At 61.7% G+C, this 13,534-nt stretch carries 10 protein-coding genes; all 10 read left to right on the forward strand.

Annotated features, from left to right (window positions below; translation table 11 throughout):
• Positions 1-76 precede the first annotated feature (76 nt).
• Positions 77-1,429, forward strand: a complete 1,353-nt coding sequence (locus tag AB4N53_RS20650; protein ID WP_039756280.1) for a TolC family outer membrane protein — start codon at positions 77-79, stop codon at positions 1,427-1,429.
• A 33-nt stretch (positions 1,430-1,462) separates the two neighbouring features.
• Positions 1,463-3,619 carry a type I secretion system permease/ATPase gene (locus tag AB4N53_RS20655; RefSeq protein ID WP_460122707.1) on the forward strand — a complete coding sequence of 719 codons (2,157 nt, stop codon included), beginning with the start codon at positions 1,463-1,465 and terminating at the stop codon, positions 3,617-3,619.
• Positions 3,609-4,976, forward strand: a complete 1,368-nt coding sequence (locus AB4N53_RS20660) for an HlyD family type I secretion periplasmic adaptor subunit (protein WP_024011116.1) — start codon at positions 3,609-3,611, stop codon at positions 4,974-4,976. The genes AB4N53_RS20655 and AB4N53_RS20660 overlap by 11 nt, the downstream gene beginning before the upstream one ends.
• 333 nt (positions 4,977-5,309) lie before the next feature.
• On the forward strand, positions 5,310-6,206 hold the full coding sequence (locus AB4N53_RS20665; protein WP_460122709.1) for a TauD/TfdA dioxygenase family protein: 897 nt from the start codon (positions 5,310-5,312) through the stop codon (positions 6,204-6,206).
• 17 nt (positions 6,207-6,223) lie between these two features.
• Positions 6,224-7,084, forward strand: coding sequence for an ABC transporter ATP-binding protein (locus AB4N53_RS20670; protein WP_460122711.1), 861 nt, complete (start codon positions 6,224-6,226; stop codon positions 7,082-7,084).
• A gap of 20 nt (positions 7,085-7,104) precedes the next feature.
• On the forward strand, positions 7,105-7,971 hold the full coding sequence (locus AB4N53_RS20675; protein WP_460122713.1) for an ABC transporter permease: 867 nt from the start codon (positions 7,105-7,107) through the stop codon (positions 7,969-7,971).
• A 174-nt stretch (positions 7,972-8,145) separates the two neighbouring features.
• Positions 8,146-9,063, forward strand: coding sequence for a LysR family transcriptional regulator (locus AB4N53_RS20680; protein ID WP_460122715.1), 918 nt, complete (start codon positions 8,146-8,148; stop codon positions 9,061-9,063).
• A gap of 197 nt (positions 9,064-9,260) precedes the next feature.
• Positions 9,261-10,799 (forward strand): MFS transporter, encoded by a 1,539-nt coding sequence (locus AB4N53_RS20685; protein WP_460122717.1) that lies wholly within the window; start codon positions 9,261-9,263, stop codon positions 10,797-10,799.
• A gap of 28 nt (positions 10,800-10,827) precedes the next feature.
• Positions 10,828-11,895: an HlyD family secretion protein gene (locus tag AB4N53_RS20690; protein ID WP_460122719.1), complete on the forward strand. Its 1,068-nt coding sequence runs from the start codon at positions 10,828-10,830 to the stop codon at positions 11,893-11,895.
• Positions 11,892-13,460 carry an efflux transporter outer membrane subunit gene (locus AB4N53_RS20695; protein ID WP_460122721.1) on the forward strand — a complete coding sequence of 523 codons (1,569 nt, stop codon included), beginning with the start codon at positions 11,892-11,894 and terminating at the stop codon, positions 13,458-13,460. The genes AB4N53_RS20690 and AB4N53_RS20695 overlap by 4 nt, the downstream gene beginning before the upstream one ends.
• The last annotated feature ends 74 nt before the right edge of the window (positions 13,461-13,534 follow it).

Below are 13,534 nucleotides of genomic sequence, written 5' to 3' on the forward strand. Positions count from 1 at the left end.
TCGGGTTGCCATCATCCGACGCAGCGCCACGTTTCTGCTGTGATTCAAGACAAGAAGTTCCGGGAAAATTCCAACCATGCGTTCGCTTTTGCTCCTTGCCGCTCCCTTCGCTCTCGCCGCCTCTTTTGTACAAGCACAATCCTTACCAGAAGCCATGCAACAGGCGCTGGATGTCCATCCGGAGATTCAGGCGGGGGTCAACAGTCGATTGGCGGCGGATTATCAGTTAAAGGCTGCGAAAGGGGGATACCTGCCCAAGGTCGATCTGCTGGGCGGTTATGGCCGCGAAGGCACTGACAGCGTAACGACCCGGGCCAATGGCGGCGGCAATCACTGGGAGACGTTGAACCGCAGTGAGTCAAGTTTACGTCTCTCGCAAATGGTTTTTGACGGTTTCGCGACGTCCAACGAAGTAGCGCGTCAACAAGCCAACGTCAGCTCGCGCGCGTACTCTCTGCTCGGCACTTCAGAGCGTACCGCGCTGACAGTCGCCCAGGTGTATCTGGACGTCCTGACCCGTCGCGAATTCGTCCGTCTGGCGGAGGAAAACCTCAAGAGCCACCAGCGCATCTACGACCAGATCCAGCTGCGCACCCAGCGCGGCGTCGGCAGCGGTGCCGACCTTGATCAGGCCGAAGCCCGTATGGCGCAGGCCCGCAACAACCTGATCACCGAACAGACCAACCTCGCCGACGCGGAAACCAACTTCCTCAGCGCCGTCGGCCAGATGCCAGACCAGCTCGAGCGTCCGGCACCGTTCATGGCGATGATGCCGGCCAACCTCAATGAGGCCCGTGCGCAGATGCTGGAAAACAGCCCGATCCTGCGCTCCGCCGAGTCGGACATCGCCGCTGCCGAGAAGCAGTTCGCCACCGCCAAATCGACCTTCTACCCACGCTTCGACGCCGAACTGGGCCGTACCGCCGACAACGATCTCGACGGCCAGAACGGTCACAACAACGAATGGCAGGCCATGTTGCGCATGCGTTTCAACCTGTATTCCGGTGGCAGCAACAAGGCTGATCTGGAATCCAAGTCGTACCTGGCCAACCAGGCGCTGGACATCCGCAACAACGCCCTGCGCCAGTTGAACGAAGAGCTCGGCCTGGCCTGGAACGCCCTGAACAATGCCAATGCCCAGGTGCCGATCGCTCAGCAGTACGTCGACCACAGCACCTCGGTGCGTACCGCCTACCAGCGTCAATTCAGCCTCGGCGAGCGCACCCTGCTGGACTTGCTCGACAGCGAAAACGAACTGTTCACTGCTTCGCGGCGTCTGGCGGAAATCAAGAACATTCAGTTATTTACTCAGTACCGAATCAAGGCGACCATGGGCCAATTGCTCAAAAGCCAGGGAGTGGTCGCGCCGTTGGCATCCGTTGTGCAGAACGACGTGAAGCCCAAGGTCCAGCTGCCTGGGATGAACTGAGTTATCCCTTTCAACTGTTAAAGAGTGTCGAGCGTGGAATCAGAAGTCAGTCGAGTTCAACTCAGCCATGATCCACGCGCGTTGCATGACGATCCGTTGCTGGATGGTCTGCTCGCCCTGTGCATGCTGCACCAGAAGCCTGCCAGCGCGGCGATGCTGACCACCGGCCTGCCGCTGCCCAAGCAACGTTTGAGTATCGAGCTGCTGCCGCGCGCAGCGGCTCGCGCCGGCCTGCAGGGTCGGGTGTTGCAGCGCAAGCTCGAAGAAATTCCGGCGATCGCCATGCCCGCGCTGCTGCTGCTCAAGGATGGCCGCAGTGCCGTTCTGCTCGGCTGGCAGGGCGACCACGAAGCGCGCGTGCTGCTCAGCGAAAGCGACGGCGGCGAGTCGGTGGTCAGCCGCGAACTGCTGAGCGACGATTACATCGGCAAAGTGTTCTTCGCCCAGCCGCAGCACAAATTCGACGTCAACCACGGCACGCTGATCCCGCGCGCACGCTCGTGGTTCCGTGACACCCTCAAGCGTTCGCGCTGGCTGTACGCCGATGCGATCGCCGCCAGTTTTCTGATCAACATCATCGCCATGGCCGCGCCGCTGTTCGTGATGAACGTCTACGACCGCGTGGTGCCGAACCAGGCCGAAGCAACTCTGTGGGTACTGGCGCTGGGCATTACCGGCGCCTATATCTTCGACCTGATCCTCAAGAGTCTGCGCAGCCTGTGCCTGGATCTGGCCGGGAAGAAAACCGACCTGATCATCTCCGCCACGCTGTTTGAGCGCATCGTCGGCATGGCGATGAAATACCGCCCGGCGCGGGTCGGCAGTTTTGCCCAGAACATCCATGAGTTTCAGAGCCTGCGCGACTTCCTCGCCTCGCTGACCCTGACCAGCCTGATCGACCTGCCGTTTACCATTCTGATTTTCATCGTCATCGCCATTCTCGGCGGGCATCTGGTGTGGATTCCGGTGCTGGCGTTCCCGATTGCCCTGCTCATCGGCTATGCCTTGCAGAAGCCGCTGATCGCGACCATGGAGCGCACCATGGCGCTGGGCGCCGAGCGCCAGTCGAGCCTGATCGAAACCCTCGCCGGTCTGGATGCGGTCAAGGTCAACAACGCCGAAAGCGAGCGCCAGTATCAGTGGGAGCAAACCATCGGCACCCTCAGCCGCCTTGAGCTGCGAGTGAAAATGCTCTCCGGCCTGGCGATGAACATCACCTTGCTGATCCAGCAACTGGCCGGGGTGATCATGATCGTCTTCGGCGTGTACCAGATCATCGCCGGCAACCTGAGCATGGGCGGGCTGATCGCCTGTTACATGCTCAGTGGCCGTGCGCTGAGCCCGCTGGCGTCGCTGTCGGGCCTGCTCACGCGCTATCAACAGGCGCGTGTGACCATGACTTCGGTCGACCAGATGATGGAGCTGCCGCAGGAGCGCAATTTCGAGGAGCGCCCGCTGAGCCGCAAGGTCTTGCAGGGTGCGATCGAATGCCGTCAGCTCAGTTTCACCTACCCGGACCAGCAGAACCCGGCGCTGAAGAACATCAACCTGGTCATCCGTCCCGGCGAGAAGATCGGCATCATTGGCCGCAGCGGTTCGGGCAAGAGTTCGCTGGCGAAACTGCTGGTCGGCCTCTACCAACCGGACGACGGTGCCTTGCTGGTCGACGGCGTGGACATCCGCCAGATCGATGTCAGCGAACTGCGCTACAACATCGGCTACGTGCCGCAGGACATTCAACTGCTGTCCGGTACGCTGCGTGACAACCTGGTGTCCGGCGCGCGTTACGTCGAAGACGAGCTGGTGCTGCAAGCCGCAGAACTGGCCGGCGTCCACGAATTCGCCCGTTTGCACCCGCAAGGCTATGAACTGCAAGTCGGCGAGCGCGGGCAGAACCTCTCCGGCGGCCAACGACAGAACGTCGCCCTGGCCCGGGCGCTGTTGCTCAATCCGCCGATTCTGCTGATGGATGAGCCAACCAGTGCGATGGACAACACCGGTGAAGAACGCCTCAAGCAACGCCTCGCAGCGGTGATTGAAAACAAGACCGTGGTGCTGGTCACGCACCGGGCATCGCTGTTGTCGCTGGTTGATCGCCTGCTGGTGATCGATCGCGGGCAGATTCTCGCCGACGGCCCGAAAGCCGCCGTGATGGAAGCGTTGAAGAAGGGGCAGATCAGTGTTGCTTAAGTCCGGTGTCAAGGAGTCGATCCGTCGCTACTTCAAGGGCTCTGCCTCGCTGCAGGGCCAGCCGCTGCCGGAGGTCAACAAGGCGCTGATCGAAGACGCCCCGCGCGTCGTGCGCCTGACCATCTGGGCGATTATCGGCTTCTTCGTGTTCCTCATGCTCTGGGCCAACTTCGCCGTAATCGACGAAGTGACCAAGGGCGACGGCAAGGCGATTCCGTCGTCGAAGATCCAGAAAATCCAGAACCTGGAGGGCGGTATCGTCTCCGAGCTGTTCGTCAAGGAAGGCCAGATCGTCGAGGCCGGCGCGCCGCTGATTCGTCTCGATGACACGCGTTTCGCCTCCAACGTTGGCGAAACCGAGGCCGATCGCCTGTCGATGTTGCTGCGGGTCGAGCGTCTGAGCGCGGAAGTCGATGATCGTCCGCTGAATTTTCCCGAGGACGTGCTCAAAGCCGTGCCGGGCCAGGCAAAAAGCGAAGAGTCGCTGTACATCAGCCGGCGTCAGCAGTTGCACGACGAAATCGGTGGTTTGCAGGAACAGTTGATCCAGCGTCAGCAAGAGCTGCGTGAGTTCAGCTCCAAGCAGGCGCAGTACCGCCAGCAACTCGGCTTGCAGCGTCAGGAAATCAACATGTCCGAGCCACTGGTGGCGCAGGGCGCGGTCTCGCCGGTGGAAGTGTTGCGCCTCAAGCGTGCCGAAGTGGAAACCCGAGGCCAGCTCGATGCGACCACGCTGGCGATCCCGCGCGCCGAATCGGCGATCAAGGAAGTGCAGCGCAAGATCGACGAAACCCGTGGCAAATTCCGCAGCGAAGCGCTGACCCAACTCAACGAAGCGCGCACCGATCTGAACAAGGCCCAGGCCACCGGCAAAGCACTGGAAGACCGCGTCAGCCGTACGCTGGTCACCTCGCCCGTGCGGGGCATTGTCAACAAGTTGCTGGTCAACACCATTGGCGGCGTGATCCAGCCGGGCAGCGACATGGTCGAAATCGTGCCGCTGGACGACACCCTGCTGGTCGAAGCCAAGATCCGCCCGCAGGACATCGCGTTCCTGCATCCGGGGCAGGAAGCGATCGTCAAATTCACCGCCTATGACTACACCATTTACGGCGGGCTGAAGGCGCAGCTGGAGCAGATCGGCGCGGATACCATCACCGATGAAGACAAAAAAACCACTTACTACGTGATCAAGGTACGCACCGAGCGCAGTCATTTGGGCACAGACGAGAAACCTCTGTTGATCATTCCGGGGATGGTCGCTTCGGTGGATATCATCACTGGCAAGAAGTCGGTGTTGAGCTATTTGCTCAAGCCGATTATCCGCGCACGGGCTGAGGCGTTGCACGAGCGCTAGGTCTTCAGCGCTGTTGACGCCCCATTCGCGAGCAGGCTCGCTCCCACAGGAGATTGCATTCCAACTGTGGGAGCGAGCCTGCTCGCGAAGGCGCCCGCTGAGGCTCTACGAAACTGTCGGTAAGTGACACAAATCGTCACCCACCTCCTCACCATTCGCCATATCGTTATTCATTAACGGTATTTAATTTCAAATTCTTATAGCTATAAAGTCATCCTCCTGCGTACCTGCCGACCAATCGGCGCGCCGCACGACCTGAACCGACACGCAATCCAGCGTGAGTGTCTGATCGACGAGCGCGTTTGTGAGCGCGCCGTGCGTGGGAGATGATTGATGTCCGCCGCTACTGCCATCGAAAGCGCCGCAACTGCCGCGCCGCAAATCTTCGAAATTCGTCCCTTCAGCGGTGCCGTCGGTGCCGAGATCGTTGGCCTCGACCTGAGCCGGCCAGTGAATGATCAGGACTTCGCGCGGATTCACCGCGCACATCTGGATCACCATGTCGTGGTCTTTCGCGATCAGCAGATCACCCCGCAACAGCAAATCGATTTCAGCCGTCGCTTCGGCGTATTGCAGATCCATGTGCTCAAGCAATTCCTGCTGGCCAACCACCCGGAAATCCTCATTGTTTCCAACATTATCGAGAACGGCCAGAACATCGGTCTCGGTGACGCCGGCAAGTTCTGGCATTCCGATCTTTCCTATAAAGAGCTGCCGAGCCTCGGCTCGATGCTGCACGCCCAAGAGCTGCCCGCCGAGGGCGGCGATACGCTGTTCGCCGACATGCACAAAGCCTGGGACGACTTGCCGGCCGCGTTGCGCAATGCGGTTGAAGGGCGCTTTGCCGCGCACTCCTACACGGCGCGCTACAGCGAAAGCAAATTCGAAGGCAACTGGCGCCCGACCCTGACCCCTGAACAGTTGGCTCAGGTCGCCGAAGTGGTGCACCCGGTGGTGCGCACTCATCCGGAAAACGGCCGCAAGGCCTTGTTCGTCAGCGAAGGCTTCACCACGCGCATCGTCGGTCTGCCCGACGACGAGAGCCGCCAGTTGCTGGCCGAGCTCTTCGCCCACAGCGTGCTTGCGCAAAATATCTACCGCCATCAATGGGAGCCGCATGATCTGGTGTTCTGGGACAACCGTTCGCTGATCCATCTCGCCGCCGGCTGTCCTGCGCACCTGCGCCGCAAGCTGTATCGCACGACCATTCAGGGCGATGCGCCTTTCTGATTTGCCGGAGATCGACCATGAACGCCCCTTTGCCAGGCCACGCGGCCAGCAACCCGATCGCCCACAGCGAAGCGTTGCTGACCGTCGATCACGTCAGCCTCGAATACCGCACGCCGCAACGCGTGGTGCGCGCCACCCACCAAGTCAGTTTCGCCGTCGACCCCGCTGATCGTTTCGTCCTGCTCGGCCCGTCCGGGTGCGGTAAATCGACCCTGCTCAAAGCGGTGGCCGGGTTCATCCAGCCCTGCGAAGGCGAGATCCGTCTGCAAGGCCAGCGCGTCGATGCGCCGGGGCCGGACCGCATTGTGGTGTTTCAGGAATTCGATCAGCTGCCGCCGTGGAAAACCGTCAAGCAGAACGTGATGTTCCCGCTGCTCGCCTCGCGCACCTTGAACAAGAAAGACGCGGAAGAACGCGCGCTGCACTATCTGCAAAAGGTCGGTCTGGCGGCGTTCGCCGACGCCTATCCGCACACCTTGTCCGGCGGCATGAAAGCGCGGGTGGCGATCGCCCGGGCCTTGGCCATGCAGCCGAAAATCCTCTTGATGGACGAACCCTTCGCTGCACTCGATGCGCTGACCCGACGCAAGATGCAGGAGGAGTTGCTGCTGCTCTGGGAAGAGGTGCGCTTCACCCTGCTGTTCGTCACTCATTCGATTGAAGAAGCCTTGGTGGTAGGCAATCGCATCCTCTTGCTGTCGCCACATCCGGGCCGGGTGCGCGCCGAAGTGCACAGCCATCAATACGATCTGCACAGTCTCGGCGGCGTAGCGTTTCAGGAATCGGCGCGGCGCATTCATCGTCTGCTGTTCGATGAGGGCCAGGCGCCGGAGACCGAACGTGATCACGACTTCAACGACATTCGCATCGCCTATTGAGCGGCCAGGAGGACTACCCGATGAGCCATTCATCATCCGTGCGTGAAGAATTCGAAACCGTGCTCGAGCCGCTGACCGCAGTGCCGGTCGAGCGTGAATTGCCGCTCGGCACGCGCCTGTGGCAACAGGGCTGGCTGCGCAAAAGCCTGATCCTGATCGTGCTGGCGATTATCTGGGAAGTGGTCGCGCGGATTCAGAACAACGACCTGATGCTGCCGAGTTTTCTGCAAACCGCGCAGGCACTGTTCGACGGTCTGCTCAGTGGCGAGTTGCTGGTCAAGGTGTGGATATCTTTGGTGGTGCTGATCAAGGGTTACCTGATCGGCATCGGCCTCGCCTTTGCCCTGACGACATTGGCGGTATCGACCCAGTTGGGACGTGATCTGCTCAGTACGATGACTTCGATGTTCAACCCGTTGCCGGCGATTGCCCTGCTGCCGTTGGCGCTGCTCTGGTTCGGATTGGGCCAGAACAGCCTGATTTTCGTGCTGGTGCATTCGGTCTTGTGGGCGCTGGCGCTGAACACCTATGCCGGATTTCTCGGCGTCTCCGATACGCTGCGCATGGCCGGGCGCAACTATGGCCTCAAGGGATTGCGCCTGGTCTTGTTCATCCTGATCCCGGCCGCGCTGCCGTCGATTCTCGCGGGTTTGAAGATTGGCTGGGCGTTTGCCTGGCGCACCTTGATCGCCGCCGAACTGGTGTTTGGCGCGACCAGTGGCAAGGGCGGGCTGGGCTGGTACATCTTTCAGAATCGCAATGAGCTGTACACCGACAAGGTATTTGCCGGGTTGGCGGTGGTGATCCTGATTGGTTTGCTGGTGGAGAATCTGGTGTTTGCCACCCTCGAGCGGGTGACCGTCAAGCGCTGGGGTATGCAGCGCTGATTTCTTCGTTGGCTGGGCCGGCCTCTTCGCGAGCAGGCTCGCTCCCACCTTGGAATGCGTACTCATGTGGGAGCGAGCCTGCTCGCGAAGAGGCCAGCGCTGGCATCGTCACTCTTGAGGGATGTTTGTTAGCATTGCGCCCGGATCAATCCAGATTAGCCAAGAGTGCTCAGCATGCAACTCCCGGACATGAACCTTCTGGTCGCCCTCGATGCGTTGCTCGACGAGGGCAGTGTGGTCGGCGCGGCGCGGCGGATGAACCTCAGCCCGGCGGCCATGAGCCGCACGCTGACGCGGATCCGCGACGCCATCGGCGATCCGATTCTGGTGCGCGCCGGGCGTGGCCTGGTGCCGACCCCCAAAGCCCTCGAACTGCGCGAACAGGTGCGCGACGTGGTCGAGCAGGCGGCGCTGCTGTTTCGCTCCGCCGACAGCGTCGAGCTGGGCACCTTGCGCCGGCGCTTCAGCATCCGCGCCAATGATTTCTTCGTCGGCGTTTACGGCGGCAAGCTGTTCGACACCCTCGACCAACTCGCCCCGCATTGCGAATTGCGCTTTGTCCCGGAAGGCGATGGCGACGATGAGGCGCTGCGCGAAGGGCGCATCGATCTGAGCGTCAGCAACACCCGTCCGCTCACGCCGGAAGTGAAAGTGCAGAACCTGTTCTCCACGCATTTCGTCGGCCTGGTGCGCGAAAATCATCCGTTGCTCGATGGCGAAATCACGGCTGAGCGCTACGCCGGTTTTTCCCACATCAGCATGTCGCGCCGTGGCATCGCTCGCGGCCCGATCGACACAGCGTTGAATGCATTGGGGCTGGAGCGCCGGGTGGCGGTGATCGCGCCGAGTTTCCATGCGGCCATGTTTGCCCTGCCCGACTCCGACCTGATCCTGCCGGTGCCTAAAGAGGCCCTGCTCAGCGTACGGCGGCTGGGCCTGAAACTGCGTTCATTCGACCTGCCGATTCCACTGCCCATGCTGATGCTGACCCAGGCCTGGCACCCGCGCTTCGACAAGGACCCGGCCCACCGCTGGCTGCGCGAAACCCTCAAGACCTGCTGCGATGAAACGTGGCTGGCGGCGCAGCCATAAAAAGCAAAGCAAAGATCGCAGCCTTCGGCAGCTCCTACACTGGAATGCATTCCCCCTGTAGGAGCTGCCGAAGGCTGCGATCTTTTGCTTTTGATATTTGTGTCTGATGCACTTATAACCTGCCAATAAGTCAATTTTCGTCAGCATCAAGCCCCACTAAAATGCTCCGGTATTTTCACCCCCGGAGCTTTTCATTCATGACATCCCTGACGGTCTCGGCGCCTCTCGCCGCGGCCAGCCCGGCGACGGCGGTTGCGCCTCCGGTGTTCGGGGCGCGGATCATCATTGGTCTGGTCGGCGTGCTGTTGGCCGTGCTGGTCTCGGGCCTCAACGAGATGGTCACCAAAGTCGCACTGGCCGATATTCGCGGCGCGCTGCACATCGGCTACGACGAAGGCACCTGGCTGGTCGCCAGCTACACGGCGACGTCGGTCGCGGCCATGGCCTTCGCGCCGTGGTGCTCGGTGACCTTCTCGCTGCGTCGCTTCACTCTGTGCGCCATCGGTCTTTTTACCCTGCTCGGCGTGCTGTGCCCGTTCGCCCCGAATTACGAAAGTCTATTGTTGATGCGCATCCTTCAGGGCCTCGCCGGCGGCGCGCTGCCGCCGATGCTGATGACCGTCGCGCTGCGCTTTCTCCCGGCGAACATCAAGCTCTACGGGCTGGCCGGCTACGCGTTGACCGCGACGTTCGGCCCGGGGCTCGGCACGCCGCTGGCCGGTCTTTGGACCGAATACGTCGGCTGGCAATGGACCTTCTGGCAGATCATCGTGCCGTGTCTGATCGCCATGGTCGCCGTTGCCTACGGTTTGCCGCAGGATCCGCTGCGGCTGGAACGTCTCAGGACGTTCAACTGGAAAGGCCTGCTGCTTGGCTTTCCAGCGATCTGCATGCTGGTGATCGGTTTGTTGCAGGGCAATCGGCTGGACTGGTTCGAGTCGAATCTGATCTGTGGATTGCTTGGTGCCGGTTCGCTGCTGCTGGTGGCGTTTCTGATCAATGAATGGTCGCAGCCGACTCCGTTTTTCAAGCTGCAGATGCTCGGCATCCGCAACCTGTTGTTTGCGTTGATCACCCTCGCCGGGGTGCTGATCGTGCTGCTGGCGGTGGTGCTGATTCCGTCGAGTTATCTGGCCCAGGTGCAGGGTTATCGTCCGGCGCAAACCGCGCCGATCATGCTCATTGCCGCGCTGCCGCAGTTGATCGCGCTGCCATTGGTGGCGGCGCTATGCAACTTGCGCTGGGTCGATTGCCGCTGGGTGCTCGGCATTGGTCTGAGCATGCTCGCGCTGTCCTGCCTGGGTGGTTCGCACCTGACTTCGCAGTGGATCCGCAATGATTTCTACGTCCTGCAATGGCTGCAGATTTTCGGCCAGCCGATGGCGGTGTTGCCGCTGTTGATGTTGTCGACCGGCAGTATCACGCCGATGGAAGGACCGTTCGCGTCGGCGTGGTTCAACACCGTCAAAGGCCTGGCCGCCGTGGTTGCCACCGGCGTCATCGAAGCGCTGACCACCGCGCGCCTGCATTTCCATTCGACCATGTTGGTCGACAGCCTCGGCAATTCGCCGCTGGCCGATCACAGCGATCCGGGCCTCGCTCACCGCGTGCACGAGCAGGCGGTGGTGCTGACTTCGTCCGATTTGTACCTGTGCATGGCCGGCGTTGCCGTGGCGTTGATCCTGCTGATTTTCTGGCTGCCGACGCGGATCTATCCGCCGCGCGCGCCGACCTGACAGCTGTACTGAAACAGAAGGTTTTTTTATGACTCAATCCAAGCAAAAACTCGCGGTGGCTGTGGCTGCCGCGCTGGCGGTGGGCGTGCTGGTGTATCTGGCGATGCCCGGGTTGTTCGGCCAACGCACCGAGCAAACCACCAACGACGCCTTCGTCTCTGCCGACTACACCCTGGTGGTGCCGCGCGTGGCCGGGTTCATCAAGCAGGTGCTGGTCGAAGACAACCAGCAGGTCAATGCCGGGCAGTTGCTGGCGCTGATCGATGACCGTGATTTGCGCGCAGCGGCGGAAGCGGCGGATGCGCAAACCCTGGTCGCGCGGGCACAGTTGCAGAACGCCAACGCGACTCTGGAGCGGCAGGCTTCGCTGATTGCTCAGGCGCAGGCCACCGTGGTCTCGGCCAAAGCGGAAATGGCGTTCGCACAACAGGAACTGAATCGCTACAACCATCTCGCCGGTGTCGGCGCCGGCACCGTGCAGAACGCGCAGCAGGCACGCACGCGCATCGATCAGGCCTCGGCACGCCTCGATACCGCGACGGCGAAACTGGCGGCCGAACGCAAGCAGGTCGAGATTCTCACCGCCCAGCGCAACGCCGCTGAAGGCAATCTGAAACACGCGCAGGCGGCGCTGGAAATCGCCAGTTTCAACTTGTCCTATACGCGTATCACCGCGCCGCAGGACGGCATGATCGGCGAGCGCGCGGTGCGTGTCGGCGCTTACGTCACGCCGGGCAGCAAGCTGTTGGCGGTGGTGCCGTTGCAACAGGCCTACGTGGTCGCCAACTTTCAGGAAACCCAGTTGACCGACGTGCAGCCCGGGCAGGATGTGCAAGTGCGGGTCGACAGCCTCGGCGGCGAAGCCCTCACCGGCCGCGTCGAGAGCATTGCGCCGGCAACGGGCGTGACCTTTGCGGCGGTGAAACCTGATAACGCGACGGGTAATTTCACCAAAGTTGTACAGCGGATTCCGGTGAAGATTGTGCTGGAACCGGGCCAGCCACTGGCCGAGCGCTTGCGGGTGGGGATGTCGGTCGAGGCGAGTATTGATACCGCCAGCTCGACGGCGTCCGGGCGCGAGGTGACGCAGCGATGATCGGTGTTGAATCGGCTGTCGCCTTCGCGAGCAGGCTCGCTCCCACATTTTTTAATGCGTTCCCCCTGTGGGAGCGAGCCTGCTCACGAAAAAGCCAGTGGCAGCAGCTAACCTTCAGTGCCTTGCTCACAATGAGTCTCACCGCCTGCACTGTCGGCCCAGATTTCCAGAAACCCGAAGTCCCTCAGCCTGCCGACTGGGCCAAACCTGCCCGGTCCGCCCCAAGCCAGGCCGTCAGCGAACCCCTGAACGAACGCTGGTGGGAAACCTTCCACGACCCGCAGCTTTCCGCGCTTACCCAGCGCGCGCTGAACAGCAACCTCGACCTGCAACTGGCCAGCAGCCGCCTGCAACAAAGCCGCGCCGCGCGTCAGGTGATCACCGCCGAGCGTTATCCGAACAGCACCGCCAGCGGCAGCTACGGGCGCAAACGCAACAGTGGCAAAGGCTTGAACGATCCATCGGGAAATAACGGCGACGAGGCTTTCAATCTGTGGGATGCCGGTTTCTCGGCGTCATGGGAACTGGACTTCTGGGGCCGCGTGCGCCGTGAAACCGAAGCTGCTGATGCCAACCTCGAGGTGGCGGAAAACGATCGTCGCGGCGTGCTGCTGACGGTGCTTGCCGACACCGCGCAAAACTACATTCAGCTGCGCGGGGTGCAGAGCACCCGCGCCGTCACCGAGCAGAATCTCGATGTCGCCCGCCACAGCCTTAAACTCTCGCAGCTGCGGCTGGCCGATGGCGTGGCCACCGATCTGGATGTCGCCGAAGCCGCCGCGCAAGTCGCCGCCATCGAAGCACGGCTGCCGGCACTTGAGCAGCGTCAGGCGCAACTGATCAACGCAATCAGTCTGCTGATGGGCGAACCGCCGCAGGCCCTCGCTCAAGCGTTGTCCACAGACGCGGCAGTGCCGCAGTCGCCACTGCAAGTCGCCATCGGCCTGCCGTCGCAATTGGCTGAACGTCGTCCCGATATCCGCCAGGCCGAAGCGCGTCTGCATGCCGCCACCGCCAACATCGGCGTGGCCAAGGGCGATTTCTATCCGCGCATCACCCTGTCCGGCAACCTCGGTTCGCAAGCGATGCAACTCAGCGATTTCGGTTCATGGGGCTCGCGTGCCTTTGCCATCGGCCCGCAATTCAGCCTGCCGTTGTTCGACGGCGGTCGCCTGCGCGGCATGCTCCAACTGCGTGAAGCCCAACAGCAGGAAGCGGCCATCGCCTACCAGCAGACTGTGCTGCGCGCCTGGCATGAAATCGACGATCAACTCACCGCGTACAACGCCAGCCAGCGTCGTCGCGACAGCCTCGCCGAAGCCGTGCGCCAGAATCAGATCGCCCTGCGCACCGCGCAACAGCAATACGTCGAAGGCGTGGTCGATTTCGTCAACGTCCTCACCGTACAGAGCGCCTTGCTCGCCACGCAGGAACAATGGGTGGAAAGCTCGACCGGCGTTTCCCTGGCGATGGTCGGTTTATACAAAGCGTTGGGCGGCGGATGGCAATCGGTCTATCCGGCAGAGCAACTGGCCGCAGGCTCACCTGACGTCGCCAGACCCTGAACCCGCAGCGACAGCTATGATCAACTCCACTGCAGCAAACGGCGTAACGCCGGAACCGAATTGCAGAGGAGTTG

The organism is Pseudomonas sp. H3_E04, assembly GCF_054668915.1.